Origin of the sequence: Pseudorhodoferax soli (assembly GCF_003337555.1) — a bacterium.
GTDB lineage: Bacteria > Pseudomonadota > Gammaproteobacteria > Burkholderiales > Burkholderiaceae_C > Pseudorhodoferax > Pseudorhodoferax soli.
Map to the genome: position 1 here is coordinate 228,841 of NZ_QPJK01000008.1, position 19,972 is coordinate 248,812.

Annotated in this window: 20 protein-coding genes, 3 pseudogenes and 1 other annotated feature; of the genes and pseudogenes, 14 read left to right on the forward strand and 9 right to left on the reverse strand. The window is 66.6% G+C overall.

Annotated elements, in window-relative coordinates; genetic code table 11:
- Positions 1-103 precede the first annotated feature (103 nt).
- Positions 104-1,335 (reverse strand): IS3 family transposase gene (locus DES41_RS26395; RefSeq protein ID WP_114470600.1). Its coding sequence is split into 2 segments (ribosomal slippage): positions 104-1,047 and positions 1,047-1,335, totalling 1,233 coding nucleotides; the frame shifts between segments, so codons are not numbered across the junction.
- Positions 941-1,057: a sequence feature (AL1L pseudoknot), on the reverse strand. Its footprint overlaps the gene before it by 117 nt.
- Positions 1,336-1,385: 50 nt before the next feature.
- Positions 1,386-1,685: pseudogene (locus DES41_RS26400) on the reverse strand (IS110 family transposase); the annotation flags it as partial.
- 73 nt (positions 1,686-1,758) lie between these two features.
- On the opposite strand from DES41_RS26400, the pseudogene DES41_RS26405 reads away from it, so the two are divergent.
- A pseudogene (locus DES41_RS26405) lies at positions 1,759-2,529 on the forward strand (IS5 family transposase); the annotation flags it as partial.
- Positions 2,530-3,651: 1,122 nt separating this feature from the next.
- Here the strand turns inward: DES41_RS26405 and DES41_RS26410 are convergent.
- From DES41_RS26410 to DES41_RS26425, 4 genes and pseudogenes are all read right to left on the reverse strand, one after another.
- Positions 3,652-4,074, reverse strand: a complete 423-nt coding sequence (locus DES41_RS26410; RefSeq protein WP_114470602.1) for a hypothetical protein — start codon at positions 4,072-4,074, stop codon at positions 3,652-3,654.
- Between the two features lie 27 nt (positions 4,075-4,101).
- Positions 4,102-4,419 (reverse strand): hypothetical protein, encoded by a 318-nt coding sequence (locus DES41_RS26415; RefSeq protein WP_114470604.1) that lies wholly within the window; start codon positions 4,417-4,419, stop codon positions 4,102-4,104.
- Between the two features lie 1,022 nt (positions 4,420-5,441).
- Positions 5,442-6,742 (reverse strand): annotated as a pseudogene (locus tag DES41_RS26420) (Y-family DNA polymerase).
- Between the two features lie 7 nt (positions 6,743-6,749).
- The gene (locus DES41_RS26425) at positions 6,750-7,136 is read right to left on the reverse strand and encodes a LexA family protein (RefSeq protein ID WP_245965877.1); all 387 of its coding nucleotides are present in this window, start codon (positions 7,134-7,136) and stop codon (positions 6,750-6,752) included.
- A gap of 83 nt (positions 7,137-7,219) precedes the next feature.
- On the opposite strand from DES41_RS26425, the gene DES41_RS26430 reads away from it, so the two are divergent.
- A complete protein-coding gene (locus DES41_RS26430; protein WP_342769689.1) occupies positions 7,220-7,702 on the forward strand; it encodes an SOS response-associated peptidase in 483 nt (160 codons plus the stop codon).
- A complete protein-coding gene (locus DES41_RS39765; RefSeq protein WP_342769690.1) occupies positions 7,696-7,908 on the forward strand; it encodes a hypothetical protein in 213 nt (70 codons plus the stop codon). The genes DES41_RS26430 and DES41_RS39765 overlap by 7 nt, the downstream gene beginning before the upstream one ends.
- A 791-nt stretch (positions 7,909-8,699) precedes the next feature.
- Here the strand turns inward: DES41_RS39765 and DES41_RS26440 are convergent.
- Positions 8,700-9,632, reverse strand: coding sequence for a LysR family transcriptional regulator (locus DES41_RS26440; RefSeq protein WP_004306488.1), 933 nt, complete (start codon positions 9,630-9,632; stop codon positions 8,700-8,702).
- Positions 9,633-9,888: 256 nt separating this feature from the next.
- Between DES41_RS26440 and DES41_RS38505 the strand changes: the two genes are divergently transcribed.
- From DES41_RS38505 to DES41_RS26455, 4 genes are all read left to right on the forward strand, one after another.
- Complete coding sequence (locus DES41_RS38505) at positions 9,889-10,044, forward strand: hypothetical protein (protein ID WP_156147846.1); 156 nt, start codon at positions 9,889-9,891, stop codon at positions 10,042-10,044.
- 62 nt (positions 10,045-10,106) lie between these two features.
- Positions 10,107-11,174 (forward strand): YeiH family putative sulfate export transporter, encoded by a 1,068-nt coding sequence (locus DES41_RS26445; protein ID WP_004306484.1) that lies wholly within the window; start codon positions 10,107-10,109, stop codon positions 11,172-11,174.
- 99 nt (positions 11,175-11,273) lie between these two features.
- Positions 11,274-12,308 carry a beta-propeller fold lactonase family protein gene (locus DES41_RS26450; protein WP_004306481.1) on the forward strand — a complete coding sequence of 345 codons (1,035 nt, stop codon included), beginning with the start codon at positions 11,274-11,276 and terminating at the stop codon, positions 12,306-12,308.
- 133 nt (positions 12,309-12,441) lie between these two features.
- Positions 12,442-13,380 (forward strand): MBL fold metallo-hydrolase, encoded by a 939-nt coding sequence (locus DES41_RS26455; RefSeq protein WP_211333083.1) that lies wholly within the window; start codon positions 12,442-12,444, stop codon positions 13,378-13,380.
- Here DES41_RS26455 and DES41_RS38510 read toward each other — a convergent pair.
- Together DES41_RS38510 and DES41_RS26465 are read right to left on the reverse strand one after the other, a co-directional pair.
- Positions 13,362-13,538 (reverse strand): hypothetical protein, encoded by a 177-nt coding sequence (locus DES41_RS38510; RefSeq protein WP_156466619.1) that lies wholly within the window; start codon positions 13,536-13,538, stop codon positions 13,362-13,364. The genes DES41_RS26455 and DES41_RS38510 overlap by 19 nt on opposite strands.
- Before the next feature lie 39 nt (positions 13,539-13,577).
- Positions 13,578-13,811, reverse strand: coding sequence for a hypothetical protein (locus DES41_RS26465; RefSeq protein WP_004306475.1), 234 nt, complete (start codon positions 13,809-13,811; stop codon positions 13,578-13,580).
- A 181-nt stretch (positions 13,812-13,992) separates the two neighbouring features.
- Here DES41_RS26465 and DES41_RS26470 point away from each other — a divergent pair, with 181 nt between their 5' ends.
- The 7 genes from DES41_RS26470 (at position 13,993) to DES41_RS26500 (ending at position 19,902) form a co-directional block, all read left to right on the forward strand.
- Complete coding sequence (locus tag DES41_RS26470; protein ID WP_004306473.1) at positions 13,993-14,457, forward strand: nuclear transport factor 2 family protein; 465 nt, start codon at positions 13,993-13,995, stop codon at positions 14,455-14,457.
- Between the two features lie 162 nt (positions 14,458-14,619).
- Positions 14,620-15,870, forward strand: coding sequence for a hypothetical protein (locus tag DES41_RS26475; RefSeq protein ID WP_004306471.1), 1,251 nt, complete (start codon positions 14,620-14,622; stop codon positions 15,868-15,870).
- Positions 15,871-16,131: 261 nt separating this feature from the next.
- The gene (locus DES41_RS26480) at positions 16,132-16,458 is read left to right on the forward strand and encodes a COG4315 family predicted lipoprotein (RefSeq protein ID WP_051021707.1); all 327 of its coding nucleotides are present in this window, start codon (positions 16,132-16,134) and stop codon (positions 16,456-16,458) included.
- Positions 16,459-16,519: 61 nt separating this feature from the next.
- Positions 16,520-17,023, forward strand: a complete 504-nt coding sequence (locus DES41_RS26485) for an RNA polymerase sigma factor (RefSeq protein WP_004306467.1) — start codon at positions 16,520-16,522, stop codon at positions 17,021-17,023.
- 19 nt (positions 17,024-17,042) lie between these two features.
- Complete coding sequence (locus DES41_RS26490) at positions 17,043-17,969, forward strand: anti-sigma factor family protein (RefSeq protein WP_114470606.1); 927 nt, start codon at positions 17,043-17,045, stop codon at positions 17,967-17,969.
- 170 nt (positions 17,970-18,139) lie between these two features.
- Positions 18,140-19,543: a YncE family protein gene (locus DES41_RS26495; RefSeq protein ID WP_004306463.1), complete on the forward strand. Its 1,404-nt coding sequence runs from the start codon at positions 18,140-18,142 to the stop codon at positions 19,541-19,543.
- A 14-nt stretch (positions 19,544-19,557) separates the two neighbouring features.
- Positions 19,558-19,902 (forward strand): DUF305 domain-containing protein, encoded by a 345-nt coding sequence (locus DES41_RS26500; protein WP_036231484.1) that lies wholly within the window; start codon positions 19,558-19,560, stop codon positions 19,900-19,902.
- Positions 19,903-19,972: the final 70 nt, after the last annotated feature.

A 19,972-nucleotide genomic window follows, 5' to 3' on the forward strand; every position in this document is an offset into this window, starting at 1 on the left:
TTACTTAAGGGCTGCCGCTTGCAGTTTTGGGGCGCCGTGCGGTCACTGCACTGCAGGATCTATTTGAACCGCCCCGGTTTCCGCGGAGGCTGTTTGGTTTAAGTCAGGCCTCCACCGCGGTGGTCTGACTGGCGAGTTGCCGGTAGTAGTTTGCCTCGGCTTCCGCTGGCGGGATGTAGCCGATGGGTTCGAGCAGGCGTTGGTGGTTGAACCAGGAGACCCATTCGAGCGTGGCGAACTCGACGGCTTCCCTGGTTTTCCATGGCGCCCGGCGGTGAATCAGCTCGGCCTTGTACAGGCCGTTGATGGTCTTGGCCAGAGCGTTGTCGTAGCTGTCGCCCTTGCTGCCCACGGACGGCTCGATGCCGGCTTCGGCCAGTCGCTCGGTGTAGCGGATGCTGACGTATTGCGACCCCCTGTCGGAGTGGCAGACCAAGCTGCCATCGCGCTCGGGCTGGCGGGCGTACAAGGCCTGCTCCAGCGCATCGAGCACGAGGTCCGTGCGCATCGAGCTGCTGACTCGCCAGCCCACAATGCGCCGGGCGAACACGTCGATGACGAAGGCCACGTACAACCAGCCCTGCCACGTGGGAACGTAGGTGAAGTCGCTGACCCACAACTGGTTGGGCCGCTCGGCACGGAACTGCCGGTTGACCCGGTCCAGTGGGCACGGAGCCTTGGCATCACTGATGGTGGTGCGCACGACCTTGCCGCGCATCACGCCGCGCAGCCCCATGCGGCGCATCAGTCGCTCGACCGTGCAGCGGGCCACGGCAGTGCCTTCGCGCGCCAGTTGGCGCCACACCTTGTCGGCACCGTAGACCTGCATGTTGGCCTGCCAGACGCGCTGAATCTGCGGTATCAGCATCTCGTCGCGTTTGGCGCGGGCACAGCGCCTGTCGGGCTTGCGCAGCAGCGCAGCATGGCGCCAATACGCCGACGGGGCGACCTGCAGAACCTTGCAGAGCGGCTCGACCCCGAAGGCATCGCGGTGCTTGTCGATGAAGGCCTTCACGACTTCAGTCGGCGGTCGAGCTCCGCCTGCGCGAAAAACGCGCTGGCCAGCTTCAATATCTCGTTGGCCCGGCGCAGCTCCTTTACCTCGCGCTCCAGCTCCTTCATCCGTTGCGCTTCGCTGCTGGTCACGCCTTCACGCCCGCCGGCATCGACCTCGGCGCGCTTGACCCATTCGTTCAGCGTCTGCGGCACGCAGCCAATCTTGGGGGCGATGGACTCGATGGCCGCCCACAGCGATGGGTACTCACCACGCTGCTCCTGCACCATCCTCACCGCGCGCTCGCGCACCTCGGGCGAGAACTTGTTCGACTTGCTCATGGCTCAATCCTCTCAGAGTGTTGAGCCTCCGCGAAAACCGGGGCGGTTCAAGCCGCCTCGACGATCGCCTCAGCATCATTGCGATCGTTCTTGTTCGTTTTGACGAAGGGTTTGACGTAGTGAGGACTGACCAGTTTGACCTCGATGCCGATGGCTTGGAACTGTCTTGCCCAATGGTGCGCCGAACTGCAGGCCTCCATTGCGATGGTTCGTGGATGAAGTCGCCGGACGGATTCCAGCAACTCCGATCGAGTGACCTTGGCTCGATGCAGTGCACGACCGCGACGATCGGCACCGTGCAACTGGAACACGCGCTTGGCCAAGTCGATGCCCAGAATGTCTACGTCCATGATGAGCCCCCGGTAGCAAGTTGTGAAGGACGCCCAGTTTGCGGCGAAGGTGGCGTCGGGTCCATCTCAGTAGCAGTGGTTCACGCTGAGCGATCCGGCCATGGAAGAGGCGCTGCGCGACGTGCCGCTGTTCCGTGAATTCGCAGGGCTGAACTGGGACACCGCCGTGCCTGACGAGACGACGATTCTTCGGTTCCGCCGCTTGCTGGAAGAACACAAGTTGGCCCCGCAGATCCTGGCGCTGGTCAACGAATTGCTGGGCGCCAAGGGCCTGCTGCTGCGCGCCGGCACGGTGGTCGATGCCACGCTGATTGCCGCGCCCAGTTCGACCAAGAACGCCTCGGGCGAGCGTGACCCGCAGATGAAGCAGAGCCAAAAGGGTCAGCAATGGTTCTTCGGCATGAAAGCCCACATCGGCGTGGATGCCGACTCGGGCCTGGTGCACACCGTGCGGGGAACAGCCGGCAGCGTGAACGATGTTGTCGAAGCCAACACCTTGCTGCACGGCGAGGAAACCGAAGCCTGGGGCGATGCCGGCTACCAGGGCACGGCCAAGCGACCTGACGCCAAGGACGGCGTGCGCTGGAACATCGCCATGCGCCCGGGCAAACGCAAGCTGCTGGACAAGACCAAACTGGTCGAGGACCTGACCGACCGGCTCGAACGCATCAAGGCCAGCATCCGGGCCAAGGTCGAGCATCCGTTCCGGGTGATCAAGCGCCAGTTCGGCCACGTCAAGGTGCGCTACTGCGGGCTGGCGAAGAACACCGCGCAACTGCACCCGCTGTTCGCGCTGTCCAACCTGTGGATGGCGCGGCGAACTCTGATGGGAGTGCAGGCATGAGTGCGCCTGCAAACGGCCAAACGGCCGCAAAGCAGGTATGCAAGGCCCCCAAGGCCGCCGCGCGACTGGCTCAGTTTGCGAATCGGCTCGATCAGGTCGCATCAGCACATCTCAAAGCGCATTGCGCAGACCTTCCCTAACTTTATCTCCTCAAGTTCAGACAATAGAGTCCGGGCTGATTCGCGAAAGCAATGTGATTTGAGGCACCTCGAAGCGGAAGTTGGTGGACTTCCGGATTCAGTCTTGACCCGACATTCACCGCCGCGGGCGCAACGACTGCTGATGGCCAAGAGCGCCTACCCACCGCGATGGTTGAATGCAGCCTTTATCCCTGCTTGTCGGACGTGGCAACTCGCGACGACAGCTGCCGCACACGCGCTCTACAAGGCCCTCAACTCGATGGGAGACCAGCATGGAAACTGCCAGCAGTGCATCCACCACCAACTGAGGAACAAAAGCGATTGCGACAGAAAGCACCGTTCAAGTTGCGAGCATCTGGGCGCTGCGCGCCCCGGCTCCAGATGGAAGGCCGGGCCGTGAGCTGGCCTGTCGAACGTTGGCATCGACAGCAAACTGCGCGGGTGCGTCCTTGTTGGTCTGAAGGTCCGCGACGTGTGCCACAGCGACCAAGTTGCCGCGCGGACCATCGTCATGCAGCACACGACGCAGCGCCCGGTCCAGTTCGAGATCACAGCCGCCGTGCGAGCGGCACCGTCGGCGTGGATCAACAGGCTGGACCGAGGTCGGATGACTTCCTGTTCCCCAACCGGCCTTCGCGAGTCGCTGGGGGCGCGCCACGCCCGCATTCTCGGCCACTGGGGTAAATGGAAATATCCAGTCCGCAAACCGCGGCCGACTCAATGACGCATTGGAGCGAGCGATCCCATCAACCACGTGATTTCCCGGAAGGTGCGACACGCGGCTGAGTCCGGCCATGTTTTTGCCCGCGTGCGAGATCTGTTTTCCTGAGGTGACGCCTCAGGCCTGCCTTGCAGCAATAGCCGTTACATGAGCAGATCAATGAAACCAGCAGCCGACCTTCCGGCCCAACTCAAGGCCCCCGATCCCCGACCGAACCCACCCCCCTGGTTGATTGGCAGAAGGTGCTGGAAGGGTCCTAGATCAGGGATGCGGAATGACGGGACCGAAGCCGCGCTCTTCCGACCAGCCCATAGCCAGTTCGATCACGCGGTCGAGCATGTCCTCTTTGAGCGCCTGGCTCACGGCACGCCCGCCGAGACCACCATGCTTGCGGTGCCAAAAGATGAACTTGCCGACCGCGTCGTCGCCTTGAAGCGCCAGATTGATGCGCTGCACGGACTCCGCAGGAAGGCTCGCAAAGACGGCGGGGTACAGGTGGTCCTTACCAATCTTCAGACGAAACAGCGCGTTGCGCGCGCATGACTGGTTGAACGACCGAAGACTCGTCCCCCAGGCGTGGCTCAACTCGCCGGAGTTGACGAGCAGGCCCTGGCGTAACCACTCGACCGGAATGGAATCTGCGCCTGCATGGAGGGCAACATCGTGGTATCGCGACGGTGGCATCGGCTTTCCTGTTTCCCAAGCAATCGTTCAGTGAGCCTGAGCCGTTGCCAGCGCCAAGATGCGGTCACCTGGAACTCCTTGCTCCAGTGCCGTGCGTGGAGTCGTGCCGTCCAAGGCCATGGAAGGCGTTTCCATGAAAGAGAGCAACTGCCAGCCGTCATTCGTACCCAGACACTTGGCCAATCGCTGTAGCAGCTGCCAGATGCCGGGCTCGAACTGCCAGCGTGGCAACATGAAGCCACTGGGAAGGTTCGGAACGCCAATGCAGCGCCCCGCGTTGATCCAGGCGTGGATCGTCATGCCGCTTGTTCCTGCAAGCACGGCTGCGGCGTCGATGGTGATCATGTCGGCGGCTTCCAGCCGATCACGACGGTGCTGCAGGCCAGACCGTAGCAGCGCGGTCGATTGGGCAGCGGACACGTACAGGTCCGAGCGGCGCTTAGATGGTCGAACTTCCGTGGGCATACATCGAGGTGATGGACAGAGATTCGTGCGTGCAACAAGCCTACCCCGTCGAAGACGCGTTGGGAAGGCCTGGCTTCGCCGCATCCCAGCCGTTGACCTCGGTGTGGAAGCCCCCGCTTGAGGGCTTCCCGAACTCACTTCATCATCATCCGGAAGTCCAGTCCATGTAGGGGCCGAAGCATACGCAATCCAAATGTCGATAGCCATAGGCCGGGTGTGTCGGAACGGGCCCCTGGTGAAGATGAATCTGGGGCGCACGCCCACCGGCGCGCGCCGTTGAGTGCTCCGGTCATGGCCAACTGCAGAACCCCTTTCGCCGCGCCCTCCTAGAGCCGTCGCGAGCCTGGCGTTGTCGGCAACGAATGCATCGTCTGAGGTCTTCCGTTCGCGCAGGATCACGTCGCTGACCCGTGCCCTTGCGAGCGCTCGCCGGCCGATGGTCAGTTGCGGCGCTCCGATGAGCCGCACGCGCATATGGACGACATTGCCTTGGCCTAGTCCGTGACACCAGTCGGTCCATTCGAACGCGGCCGTGATGGCGTCGCCTGGCGCCTCATGCGGCTGCGCTGCCGAGCGGGCGCACTGGAGCGCGACCCAGGCCACGAGCCCGCGAACCTCAGGGGCTGGCAGCCATGCGCTCCGTCGAATCACTGAGCTGCTCAACCATGGCGGCGTGCCGGCCGCCGGCGTCCGCTGCCTGCGCGGACATGAATGCTTGCTCGCCAGTGAGGATCGGCACGAGCCTCTAGTGGTCCACGGGATGACGCCTGTCCAGATCCAGGCCGGCGGCCGCAGCTTGTTAAAACGTCAACGCCTCGATGTCTGTGCTCATGTCCATGCCCTCACGGTCGCCGGTGGTGGATGCTCAGCATAGGCGCTAGGGAGGTGCACGCACGTACGCCCTACGCCCGAGCCACCGGCACTTCGCGCCAGTCGGTGGTGTAGTTCGGCGTCCTGCGTTCCTGCCGCATGCCCCACTCGCGGCGGTGGTCGTTGACGCCGGTGCTGGCTGCGTGCACGGTGCCCTTGCCATATCGCCCGTTCAGTGCGTCCATGGCAGACATCAGCCGCGCGCGCGTCGGGTCGGCTGCGTCGTCCTCCAGGTCCAGCTCGTGCTGCACGCGGCTGGCTGGCGTCAGGTCCAGCAGCATCACCCCGGCCTTGATCAGCTCGTAGCCCGACTCGAAGATCTGGTGCACCCCAGCCACCGCGGCGCGCACCAGGGCGGGCGTGTCCGCAGTGGGCCGGCGCAGCGGCACGATCAGCTGCGATGGAAGCGCGGCCCGGGCCGATGGGGCGACGTGTGCGCGAACACCAGCACCTGGCCCGCGTGCCCGTCCTGCCTGCGCAGCTTCTCCGCTGCCCGCCCGACAAACTCGCTCACGGCCTCGATGAGCGGTTCGATGTCCGTCATCGGTCGGCCGAAGGACCGCGTGCAGGCGATCTCCTTCTTCGGTGCCGGTGCGTCGTCCAGGCCCACGCACGGCATGCCCTGCAGCTCGCGCACGGTGCGCTCCAGCACCACGCCCCAGCGGCGCCGGATTGTGGCAGGGTCGCTGCGCACCAAGTCCAGCACCGTGCGCACGCCGGCCTCCTGCAGCGCTGCGCCGATATTGCGGCCCACGCCCCAAACCTCGCCGACCTCGGTGGCATCCAGCACTGCGTGCAGGCCTGCCACAGGCAGCGCCGCCAGGTTGCAGACCTGGGCCAGATCGGGCGGGTACGAGCCTGGCTTGCGCTCTGCGGTCTTGGCAATGTGGTTCGCGAGCTTGGCCAGCGTCTTGGTGCTGCCGATGCCGATGCCGCACGGCACGCCGGTCCAGGCCAGGATGCGCGCCCGCACGCGGCGGCCGCGCTCCACCAGATCGCCCCGCACGCCGGCCAAGCCGATGAAGCTTTCGTCGATGCTGTAAATCTCCTGCGTCGGGCCGAGCCCGGCCGCCAGGCTCATCATGCGGTCGCTCATGTCGCCGTACAGCGTGAAGTTCGCCGACAGCGACACCAGCCCCTCGGAGTCCTCCATGTGGCGGATCTGAAACCAGGGCGCGCCCATCTTGATGCCCAGGGCCTTGGCCTCGTTCGACCGGGCGATGGCGCAGCCGTCGTTGTTGGACAGCACCACGACCGGTCGGCCCTGCAGGCTGGGCCGGAACACCCGCTCGCAGCTCACATAGGGGTTGTTCCCGTCCACCAGCGCATACATGTCGGCCTCACGTGAAGCGCTTGATGCTGGCGGTCACCACGCCCCAGACTTCCATGGTCTGGCCCTCGCGCGGCGTGATGTCGGGGAAGGTAGGGTTCGCCGGCCGGAGCTTGATGCGTCCGGCGCGCTGGTACAGGAACTTGACCGTGAATTCGCCATCGACGACAGCCACCACGACGTGCCCGTGCCTGGGCTTTACGGCCTTGTCCACCACCAGCATGTCGCCATCGAAGATGCCGGCATCGCGCATGCTTTCGCCAGAGACGCGCAGCAAAAAGGTGGCCTGCGGGTGGGTGATCAGTTCCCGTGTGAGGTCGATCCGCTGCACCAAGAAATCGTCGGCTGGTGACGGGAACCCGGCCTGCACGCCGCACCCGGCCAGCGGCAGCAGCACCGGGGTGCCGACCAGGACGGGAGGGCAGGGCAGATCAACACTGTTCACACATCCAGTATAGGCGGGCGCCGTACGATCTCGCCATGTGTTCTCACTACGAAGGCGTCTCCGATCCGAAGCGGCTGGCCGAACACTTCGGCGTTATCATGCCGGCCGGCGTCAAGTTCGACGTGTGGCCGGGCTACGAGTCGATCTTTCTCCGCCGGCCCAAGGAATGGGGAAGCGGCGACGACGCGGTGCCGGCACGCGAGGCAGCTGGCGGTGGGTTTGGGCTGGTCCCGCACTGGACCAAGGCGCTCGACGCCAAGGCGGCGTTGGTGGCCGCACGGCGCACGTACAACGCCAGGTCAGAGACGGTGCGCGAGAAGCCGAGCTTTCGCGACGCCTGGCGCCGCGGGCAGCACTGCCTCATCCCGGCCGAGGCGATCTACGAACCCGACTGGCGCAGCGGCAAGGCGGTGCCCACGCGGATCAGCCGTGCCGACGGCAAGCCCATGGGCATCGCCGGCTTGTGGACGGGCTGGCGGGCGCCGGACGGCGGTGTCTTGGCAGCTTCACCATGCTGACCGTCAACGCCGACAACCACGCGCTGATGAAAAACTTCCACAAGCCGGACGACGAGAAGCGGATGGTCGTGATCCTGCACGACGCCTGGCTCGACGCGCCGCCCGAGCGCTCCATGGACTTCATGCAGCAGTACCCGGCGGAAATGCTGGTGGCAGTGGCTGCGCCGATCCCGCCGACCGCCAAGCGCGCTCGGCCGCCAGCGTGAAGGCCTGGCGACAAATCCTGGCGGCGGCTGTCATGGCATGCCCCGGGGCCCAGGCGTTCGGGTAGGCCCGGGTGTGCCTCGTGGTGGGGTGAGCGATGGCGACACCTTGGCGGCCCGCTGCGACGCGCCTGGGGCGTATCTGTAAGTCAGGTTCGACTGTCGGGCATCGATGCCCCAGAGCGGCGCCAGGCCTATGGCGAGCGTGCGCGCTGGGCGCTGGCTGCGTTGACGTTCCAGCGCTGGGCCAGGCTGGAGCGCCGAAGACCGACAGCTACGGCTGGAGCCTGGGCGGCGTTTGGGTGGCGCCGGTCCCCGCACCGGATGGGCCGAAGATCGTTGATGCAGGCCTCGCGATGGCAGCGATTGGCCAGGTCGTACCCGGCGCTATGCGAGCGAGCAGACACCCGAGGCCGGCGGCCAGTATGAGTTTGCCGAGCAGTAGAGCGGGCGAAGCGCGCTGCCTTTGACGTGACGCTGAGGTGACAGCGCCGTGAAACTTGCAGCGCGGAGAACGGTGACTGATGTTGGGCACTCGAAACAGAAGCAACGCCGAGGTACCGCTATACCGAGGTGAGCGTAGGGTTGTGAGATTGCGAACTGGCGCTCTCGGCCACAAGCAGCCGTTGGGTGGTGCGTCCGGAAGCGGACGTCGATTACCCAGACCAGCTCATTGCATCAAAGCTTCGATCAATGGGCAGGTGGGCGGAGCGGGCGTCGGCGCCTAGCTAGCTGAAGGGTAATCGCGTGTCGCCGAGGGCTGAACCTTCGACATGCGAAGCGGGGCCGGGACGTTAGCGGGCAGCCCCAGCGGTCGCATCTGCCTGGGCGATGAACGCCAGCAACGCGGGCGTCGACTGCTTCTCACGATGCACAACCAGATGACATTGCCGAAGCTGCCGCGGCAATGTCGTGGAGACGCGGCACAGACGTCCAGCTTCCAGCGCATCGTTCACTACCCAGGCGGACAGGCAAGCCACCCCCAACCCTTCCTGAGCGGCACGCTGGATGGCTTCCGAACTGCCTAGCTCGATGCTGCGCCGGTAAGAACGCAGGTGGGGCAGCAAGCTCTGGTCGGTGGCCTCGCGCGTGCCAGAGCCCGTTTCGCGAACCAGCCAGACCGCCTCACGCAGCGTGCGCAGGGGAATGCGCTCGCCTGCCGTACTCGACCGGGCCAGCGCACTGTCGGGCGCAGCCACGACCACCATCTCGTCTTGCAGCCAGGGGGTGACCACCAGCTCCGGCTGGTGGCTGGGCCCCTCGATCAGCCCCACGTCGAGTTCGAAAGCGGTCACGGCATCGCAGATGGCGGCGGTGTTCCCGATAACGACCTTCGACCGCCAGGCGGCGGCGCTGCCGGGCTGCTGTGCCCCCATGAAGCCAGCGAGCAGCTTGGGCAACACGTAGTTGCCAATCGTCGTGCTGGCGCCGATGCGCAGCGACTGCGCCTGCGCGCTGCCGTCGCGCGACATCTGCTCGATGCCTGCGGCGCCGTCGAGCAAAGCCAAAGCCCGCGGCAACAGCGCGCGGCCGTTGTCGTTCAACAGCAGGCGTTTGCCGGCGCGGTCGAACAGGCGCAGCGACAGCAGGCGTTCCAGCTCGTTGACGGCCGAACTGGTGGCCGATTGCGACAGCGCTATCTCAGCGCTGGCCGCCGTGGTGCTGCCGCTGCGCGCCACGGCGACAAAAATCTGCAGCTGACGCAGGGTGAGTCGAAGCACGTCCACGGTGATTGCCGTTGTTATCGATTTCGCAGGTACATCTTAGTCATACAACCCGTTGGACGGGTTGATTGCCAAGCTCTAAATTTGCCTGGCCGCTCGATCACGGGGCGGCGGCCCGCCGCGCCACCACCGGCATCTGGAGCCCGACATGCTGACCCTTGAACGAACAACCCCACGCCCCGCAGCACCCGGCCCGCTGGCCCCACAGGCACTGCATGCCCTTCAATGGGTTGCTGCCCGGCGGCCAGTGGCGGGCTTCATGGGGCCGACCCGCGACGTGGCCCATGCCGTCTCGACCACCTTGGCCGCCGACAGCAGCATCGACCCGCAGGTGCTGCGCTGGATGCCGGTCGCAGTGCCGATGGCGGCCGTGCTGCTGTGCGCCGGCATCGCCTTGATCTGGGTGCTGGCGTGATGCACGCGCTGTCGACCTCACAAGCCAGCCCTGGCCCGTCAGCCGGCCACCGGGCAGCGCGGTTGCGCTTGCAGTTGGCAGCCCTGCTGCCCGGCCTCGCCTTGAGCGGCGCCCTGGCCGCGACCGGCATCGCGCTGGGCCACATCGGCTGGCTGCAGGACCACGGCTTCAGTGCGCTGACGCTGGCCATCGTGTTGGGCATGCTGGTGGGCAACACGGTCTATCCGCTGGTGCCGCGCCTGGCCGCGGCCAGCGGTGCCGGCGTCAACGTGTCCAAGCAGAACCTGCTGCGCCTGGGGGTCGTGCTGTACGGCCTGCGGCTGACGGTGCAGGACATCGGCCACGTCGGCATCGCCGGCGTCGCCATCGACGCGCTGGTGCTGGGCTCGACCTTCGCGCTGGCCTGCTTCATCGGCACGCGCTGGTTGGGCCTGGACCGCAAGACGGCGATGCTGATCGGCGCCGGCAGCTCCATCTGCGGCGCCGCCGCGGTGATGGCTGCCGAACCGGTGGTCAAGGCGCGAGCCGAGCAGGTCACGGTGGCGGTGGCCACGGTGGTGGTGTTCGGCACGCTGGCGATCTTTCTGTACCCGGCGCTGTTCGAGCTGAACCAGCACTGGGCGCTGATTCCGGGTGGCGCCAACGGCTTCGGCGTCTACGCCGGCTCGACCATCCACGAGGTAGCCCAGGTGGTGGCCGCGGCGCGTTCGGTGGGCCCGGACGCGGCCAACTCGGCCGTCATCGCGAAGATGGTGCGGGTGATGATGCTGGCGCCGTTCCTGGTGATGTTGTCGGCCTGGCTGGCACGTGACGACAAACGCCACGCCCACACTTCCGCCGCCACGGGCCAGGCCCCAGGCAAGCTCGCCGTGCCCTGGTTCGCCTTCGGCTTCGTCGCGGTGGTGTTGTTCAATTCGCTGCAGTGGCTGCCGGCCTCGGTGGTGGCGGTGACCACCGAGATCGACACCGCGCTGCTGGCCATGGCCATGGCCGCACTCGGCCTGTCCACGCACATCGGCGCCATCCGCAAGGCCGGTGCCAAGCCGCTGTTGCTGGCGCTGATCCTGTTCGGCTGGCTCATCGTCGGCGGTGCCTTGATCAACCGCTGGGTACCGGCCCTGCTCGGCTGAAGCCTCGAATTCACGGCCCGACGGAATAAACCACGGGCTCTCCTCGTCCACCACAGCAAGCCTTTCCCTCTTTTCTCAACACTCTCCGAAAGACATCCCATGAATACCTTCTTCCGCACCACCGCGCTGGCCTTGTGCAGCACCTTCGTCCTCGTGACGGCCACCCTGCCCGCAGGCGCCGCCGAAGCAACCCCGGCCCGCGTCACCTTCGACGGCCAGATCCGCAACAACTCGCTGGCCCTGAGCCCCGACGAGGCCACGGCCGTCGTGTCCTACAGCGAACGGCCCGATGTCATCGTCTACGACCTGGTCACCGGCGCCGTGCGCGGTGTGCTGCGCGGCTACGTCACGCCGCGCAACATCGTCTTCGCGCCCGACGGCAAGAGCTTCTATGTCTCCGACAGCAGCCTGGGCACGGTGACGCGCCTGGACACCACCACGCTCAAGCCGCTGGCCACCGCGTCGACGCTGGCGGCCGGCCCCGGCGCCTTCGGCACCGCGCTCAGCAAGGACGGCAGCGCGCTGTACGTCAACAACCAGGCCAGCAGCACCGTGACGCGACTGGACACCGCCAGCGGGCAGGCCAAGGCCGTGATCACCGGCTTTGCGCAGCCGCGCCAGGGCGTGCGCCTGAGCCCGGACGGCGCAAAGCTCTACGTCACCAACTTCCTGGGCGATAAGGTCACCATCGTCGACACGCAGACCGACAAGATCGAGGGCGAGATCGCGGGCTTCAACAAGATCCGCGCCATCTCGGTCACCGCCGACGGCAAGACCCTGTTTGCGGCCAACAGCGGCAGCAACGACATCGCGGTGGTGGACATCGCCGCGCGCCGCGTCACCAGTACCGTGCCGGTGGGCCGCGACCCCTACGGCGCTGCGCTCACGCCGGACGGCCGCTTCATCTACTCGGGCAATCTGGCCGATAACACGGTGTCGGTGATCGACGTGGCCACGCTGAAGGTGGTGGCCACCATCGCCGGCTTCAAGCAGCCGCGCCAGGCCATCGTGTTCACGCGCGACGCCAAGACGGCCTACGTGCTGAACGAGGACCTGAGCATCTCCAAGGTCGAGCGTGCCGGGCAGCGAATCGTCGCCACGGTGGCCGCTGCGCAGGCGGTGGCGGCGTACTGAAAACCGGGAACTGTCAGAGAACCGGCGCACCGCACGACCGAGCCGGGGGCTTGCCGCTTCCGGTTCGCCCCGTTGTCGCCCCGCCCGCACAAAGGATCGAATGAAAACTCTGGCCAACCCCTGCCGGCGCCGCTTGGCGGCACTTTGTCTGGCCATGTGCACGCTGCCCGCCGCGTTCGCAGCTCAGGCCCAGACGGCCGCCCCGCCGGCGCTGGAACTCGTGGTGCTGGGCTCGGGCGGCCCGGGTGCCACCGGCCGCGCGGGCTCGGCCTTCGTGGTGTTGGTGGATGGCGTGGCGCGTGTTTTCGTCGACGCCGGCCCGGGATCTTTCGTGCGCCTGGGTGAAGCCAAGCTGGCGCTGGGTCGGGCCGACATCGTGCTGCTGACGCACCTTCATGTGGACCATGCCGGTGGACTGCCAGGCCTCTTTAAGGCCCGTGCGGTGTCCAACCGCGGGCCGGTCGATTTCAAGATCTTCGGGCCGGCCGGGCGGCGTGCGCTCGATGCCGACGATGCCGACTTCCCGGCCACCAGCCGCTTCATTGACCTCTTGTTCGGCAAGCAGGGCGCCTTCGGCTACCTGAAGGACTTCTCAACGCCGCTGCGCTTTCAAGTGACCGACATCGACGCACCCGCCACGGCGGCGGCGCTGCCCGAGGTGCGCACCTTGTTTGATGAAGGCGGCCTGCGCATCAGCGCCGTGGCCGGCCACCACCGCGACGCGCCGGCCGTCGTCTACCGCATCGACCACGCCGGCAAGAGCATCACCTTCAGCGGCGACATCGACGCCAGCGGGCTGGCGGGTCTGCGGCGAATCGCCCAAGGCACCAGCCTGCTGGTCTTCAACAGCGTGGTGCTCGACCCACCCGGCTCCCCCGACGTGCTGTACACGTTGCACACGCCGCCCAAGGCAATCGGCGAAGTGGCCGATGCGGTGCGCGCCGGCCAGCTGCTGCTGAGCCACTTGTCGCCCGCGCTCGACGCGCAGCGTGACGCTGTGAAGGCGTCGATCACCGCGCACTACGCCGGCGGGGTGGTGTTCGCGCAAGACGGTCAGCGGCTGGCGCCCTGAGGCGCGCAGCCGCCGGCAATAGTGGCAGTACCAGCCCCGAGTTCGACGCCCGTGCCTACCAACCCCACGAAGGTGATCACGCGAGCCATGCCGTCGGGCCACAGGAACACGGCGGCGTCGAACTTCATGCGCTGGCCGACCGATGGGCTGCCGCTCACGAAACCTTCGGTGCCGACACCGCGGTCCAGGCCCCGCAACTAGAAGGCGCCCGCCGTGGTGCCGAGGGCGTCGGCAAAGGTGCCCGAGAAGCTGAAGGTGTCGCTGGCCGGGTCGTAGCCGGCGAACGCGCTCGCCACATCCACGTCGCCGTTCTGCGGACCGATGTACGTGGGCAGTAGGTCGCCAATGGGGTCGGTGATGCCTTGCGCCAGCGCACCGGTCGCGGCGGTGAACAAGCTGGCCAGCAGCAGGAAGGTCAGGGTTCGCTTCATCGGAGCAATTGGTGGAGCGTGTCGGGCGGGTCAACTGCCGATGGCGTGACAGAAAAAGTTTTTGCGTGGGCCGGAATAGACCGCCTGCCGGCGCCGTCTGCCCTTGTGTCGGGACCTCATGGACCCTTCATCCACCACCGACCACCCCTCACTTCACATCAAGCCTTCAACGGAGCCCTCCATGTTCAAGACATTCGCCTTTGCTGCCACTGCCCTGACGCTTGCCGCTGGCAGCGCCTTCGCCGCCCCTTCCGACGACGCCCGCACGCACTTCCAGGCCATCGCTTCGGGCGACACCCAGATCGTGATGCGCGCCTACGCCGACCAGGCCCAGCTGAACTGGGTCGGCGGCCCGCTGGACGGCACCTACGCCACCACCGACGCCATCCGCGGCACCTGGGAAAAGTTCGGCAAGGCCGTCGGCCCGCTGAAGCTCACCATCGGCTCCATCGAAGAATCGGCCAACCCCAAGGGCTCGACGGTCTCCGCCAACGTCGTCTTCGAAGGCAAGATGCCCATCAAGGTGCGCTACGTGCTGACCTACCGCGAAGGCAAGATCGTCAGCGAAACGTGGCAGATCGACCCCAAGTTGAACGTCGCCCTGGCAGCCACGGCCGAAACCGCCGGCAAGACCGCGACCTACTGATCCACCAGCGCCGCGCCGCACCGGGCCAGACCGGGGGCGGTGCGCACCTGCGTCGTTCGGGTTCATTCCCCGCAGTTGACAACGGAATACCCGCAAGCGCCCGTGCGTCGACCTGATTGAAGTGGTTGACGCACTGCTCACCCATCCACCCAGGAGCTCCCCATGCGACACCCGCTTTCCAAACTTTCGGCCGTGCTGATGCATGCTGCCCTCGCGGCCGCGGCAGGCCTTGCTTCACTGCCCGGCCACGCTGCAGACGGCGCTGAATCGCTGACGTATCCGAACATCATCAAGATACGGGACGGCATGGGCGCACGCGGCGACCTCGCACCGATCGCACGCATCGTCTCGCCGCTGGCGGATTCGCAGATCGTGCCGGGCGAAGGCCGCATTGGCGCAGGCAGCGTGAATGGCACCGGCTTCGTGTTGAACATCGAGGTCGTCACGCGCGACGCGACACCGATCGCCGCGAAAGAATCGCTCAACATCAGAAACACCGCGCTTCTCGGCCAGGTCAACCCGAACATTCCGGGCCTCTATGTCTTCCTCGACACCGACCTCGTCAAGCCCGACGGTGGCGTGATCCCGAAGAACACCAACCTGGCGAACCTCTTCAACATCCTGGGCACCGACGACACGCCCGGCGCGGGCGTGACGCTGTGGCTGGGCTGGCACGTGCTTGAATCGCTGCCGCTCGACACGAGCCGCTTCAACATCACCACCGCCGTGGTCGACACCGCCGGTCGCATCGGCTTCGACAGGGTCTCGATGGCGGTGCTGCGCGGCGGTATCACATCGGGGCAGGCACTGACGCCCCTTCCGATCGATGTGTTCGATGACGGCATCGACGACGCGGACGGACCGGAGGTGACGATGATCGCGCCCCGCGTGCCGTCGCGTGTGTCACCCGGGCCGCAAACCGGCAATCCGACGCCGCCTGCGAATGCATCGCTGTTCTTCATTCAAGTGGCGGCGCTGGACCGCTCGCGTCACGGCATCGGCGTCAGCGAAAACGGCCAAGGCACGGCGGCCCGCTCGGTGTTGGGAACCATCCTGGATGGCAGCCAGATCCAGAACCCGATCACGCATCCCAGCAACGGCACGAACCGCAATTTCCCGGGTCTGAACGTGACCTTCGACGTGCCCTTGCGCCAGCCCAACGGCAACGTGGTGCCGGCGGGCTCGAACCTGGCGCCGATCTTCAACGTTGCCGGCAGCGAGCTGGACGCTGACGGCTATGTCGTGACGACGGCCGATTGGGTGGTGGGCGGATCGCTCCTGATGCCCGCGGGCAAGCGTTCGGTCACGATCACCGCCCGGGTCACCGACAACGCCAATCGCACCCGCAGCGTCAGCCACGTCGTGGGCATCAGCCCAGTCGAGAACGGCCAAAACCTGACGCCCGAACCCTGAGAACGAGGCCGCGCGGCTCCGACCATGGAGCCGCGCTCGACGCACAGGGCAGGGGCAGCCCGCCACCCTGCACAACCAACACCCCATCTTTTTTTCACGCCTGCGGAATAAAAGGCCTGAGCGTGCCGTCTGCCCCGATGTGAGCAACATCTCACCCACGCTGCCCAATCCGCCACCACCTCCACGGAGCTTCCCATGTTCAAAACCCTCGCCATCGCCGCATCTGCGGCAACGTTTCTGGTCACTGCCGGCTGTGCCAACATGGTCGAGCCGCCTGCCAAGGCGCCCGCCATGTTGTCTGGCGGCGCACTCGTCACACCCGGCGGCATGACCCTCTACACCTTCGACCAGGACGTGGCGAACAGCGGCAAGAGCGCCTGCAACGGCGGCTGCGCCGCGCTGTGGCCGCCGATGATGGCCACCGCCACCGACCAGACCACGGGTGCCTACAGCATCGTCACTCGCGACGATGGGTCACGCCAGTGGGCCTACAAGGGCAAGCCGGTGTACACCTACAAGGCCGACCAGAAGGCCGGCGACCGCAGCGGCGACAACTTCAAACAGGTCTGGCACATCATCAAGGAATGACGCCTGTACACCCGCCTGCACACCCAGCTTCGCGCGGGCTCACCCCATCGTCAACATCTTGATGAACGACGACCATCAACTGCTGAGCTGGGTGCCGCGTTTGCGCCGCTATTCCCGGGCGCTGGTGAACAACCGTGACGACGCCGACGACCTGGTGCAGGACACGCTGGAGCGGGCCTGGGCCAAGTCGGGCCTGTGGGGCAGCGTGGCGGACATGCGCGCCTGGCTCTTCAGCATCATGCACAACCTGCACGTCGATGGCGTGCGCCGGCCCAGGCTGCACACCGTGACCATGGACGATGACACCCCCGAGGTGCCGGTGATGCCGACGCAAGGCGACAGGTTGGCGGTGCTGGACCTGCAGGCCGCGCTGGACCTGCTGCCCGTCGAGCAGAAGGAAGTGCTGCTGCTGGTGGCGCTGGAAGACATGGCCTATGCCGACGTGGCGCAGGCCCTGGGCATTCCCATCGGCACGGTGATGTCGCGCTTGTCGCGCGGCCGTGAGCGCCTGCGCGGCCTGATGGAAGGTCGTGCCGAACCCGTGCGGCTGAAGGTCGTCAAATGAATGCATTGCGAAGCACCCTATGAGTACCGATCGCCCATCGCCGCCCACCCCCCCCCCCCCCCCCCCGGTCACCGAGGCCGAGCTGCATGCGTTTGTCGATGGCCGTCTGCCCGCAGAGCGTGAGGCCGAGATCGCCGCCTACCTGGCCGCGCGCCCCGACGATGCGCAGCGCGTCGAGGCCTACCGTGCGCAGAAGCGCGAGCTGCACGCCCTGTTCGACCCCGTGCTGGACGAGCAGCCGCCGCAACGCCTGCTGAAGTCGGCGCGCCCGCGCGCCGTATCGCCGACGCCTTGGTACCTGCAGCGCTTGGCCGCCGGGCTGGCTATCGCCGTCATCAGCGGCGCCACGGGCTGGGGGCTGCGCGGCGTCGGACCTGGAACAGCCGGTGACGATGCCGCCCGCATGGCGGCTGTGCAACCGGCCCCAGGTGGTTTGACTTTGGTGTCTGCGGGTGGCTTCGCGCAGCGTGCCGCCGTCGCGCACGCGGTCTACAGCCCCGATGTGCGCCGGCCCGTGGAAGTGGACGCCGCGCACGAAGACCAGCTCGTGGCCTGGCTGTCCAAGCGCATGGGCGCGCCGATGAAACCGCCGCACCTGCAGGCGCAGGGCTACACGCTGGAAGGTGGGCGCCTGCTGCCAGGTGGCCAGGGGCCGGTGGCTCAGTTCATGTACCGCAACCAGCAGGGCAGCAAGCTGACGCTGTACGTGTCCAATGACGTGGCCGACGTCGGCAGCGCCGCGGGCTCGGGCGGGGCCGCGAAACCGGATGCGAAACCGGGTGCGAAGAACGCTGACACCGCCTTCCGCTTCGCGCAGGAAGGCGCCGTCAACGTGTTCTATTGGGTCGACGGGCCCTTCGGCTATGCGCTGTCGTCCGACGCCGACCGCAGCGTGCTGGCGCGGGTGTCGGCCGAGGTCTACCAACAGCTGGGCGCACCGCGCTGAAGGCCACGGCAAGTCCCGCAGCGCAGGCGGTTTGCACCGCCATGGAATGAATTGGCCTGAAGCGCGCTCTTTGCTGCGAGCGCCTGACGCACCGACACAGCCCTTCGTTGGGTGCAAGGTCGCGCGTCACGGGCCCCAGTCCACCTTTGCACTGAACAAAGAAAGCACCCATGACCACCCAACGTCGCGACATCCTCAAATACTCGCTGGCCGCCGCGGCAGCCAGCGCGCTGCCCGCAGCACAAGCCCAGGCACCGGCCGCCAGCACAAGCACCAGCACGACAGCGCCTGGCCCCGGCATCGACCCGCGCGACCGCGTCTTCATCACCAACGAAGACTCCAACACGCTCGTCGTCATCGATCCCAAGACCAACACCGTCGAGAGCACGATCAACCTGACCAGCTTCGACGAAGACCCGCGGCCGCCGTTCCGCTACGTCACCGCCGGCGTGGCGCCCACGCACGCGGCGATGATCCACAAGCCGCTGTACCACGGCTGCATCGACGCCCACGGCGCGGTGCCGTCTCCCGACGGCCGCCTGCTGGCCACCAGCGGGCGCGGCTCGAGCAACATCTACCTCATCGACGCCGAGCAGCGCCGCGTCATCGGCAACACGCCGAACCCGGCTGCCGGCCCCACCACCAACCCCGAACGCCTGAGCAGCGGCCTGCTGCTGGGCCGAGAACCGCACGAGCCCACCTTCACGCGCAACGGCAAGGAGCTTTGGGTGACGCTGCGCGGGGAAGACCGCATCGCCATCGTCAACGTCGAACTCGCCCTGCGTCAGTTGAAGGGCACCGACAACACAGGTTCGACGGCCATCCGCCAGTTCCTGCCGACGATCAACGGCCCGGCCCAGGTATGGTTCAACCGCGAAGGCACGCTGGCCTTCGTGGCCAGCCAGAAGGTGTCGCAGGTCGACGTGTTCCGTGTCAACCCGGGCGCCGATGGCCACAGCCAGCCGCAGCGCGTGACGACACTGGACATCAGTGCGCAGGACAAGCCCGGCTTCACGCCCTTCATGAAGACCACGCCCGACGGCGCCGAGGTGTGGTTCTCGCACAAGCTGGCCGATGCGCTGTCTTCTCGCTCGACGCGGGGCGGTTTCGACCTCATTGACAGCGTGCCGCTGGGCATGGGCGCGCGGCCCAACCACGTCGAGTTCGTCAGCAACGCGCGCGGCAGCGTGGTTTACGCCAGCCTGGCGCGCATCGACGACGGCGGCCCCGGCGGCGTGGCCTCCAGCCCCATCGCCATCATCGACCGCAGCGCCGCCGGCGGGCAGCGCAAGGTGGTGGGCAGCTTCTTCAGCCACGGCCGCGAAGCCCACGGGCTGTGGACCAACCCCGAAAACACGCTGCTCTACATCGCCCACGAGCAGGACGAACTGCCCGGCACGCCCAACGCCGGCCAGACAGTGTGCAGCGCCTTCGACGTCAGCGACCCGCTGAAGCCGGTCTTCATCGCGCAGATTCCGCTGGGCAACCTGACCCTGCCTTCCGGAGCGCTGCGCAACAAGAAGAGCATCAACCTGGTCTACGTGCGCGTGGGTGCCAAGGGGCAGACTGCATGAAGGGCATGAAGGGCATGAGGGGCGGACACGCCCAACATGGAGTCAGTGCCTTCGAGCGCGAGATGGACGCTTCGATGGCCCGCATGATGCAAGACATGCACGGCCCGGGCTTCGTGGGCCAGGCCGACATCGACTTCCTGGCGATGATGATTCCGCACCACGCCGGCGCCGTCGACATGGCGCGGCTGGTGCTGCAGCACGGCCGCGACCCGGCCACGCGGCAACTGGCGGAGGAGATCATCGCCGGCCAGACCATCGAGATCGAGAGCATGACGCGGCGGCTGGCGGCCTTGCAGCAGCGCTCTAGCGCGGGTTCGGCAGCCGAATTTCCATCGCTGGGTGGCACGCGCGGGCCGTGATGCCCAGCCTGAGGGTAAGCACTGACGATGGCGATGGAATGAACCGCAGCGCTGTCCGCTCTTGATCACC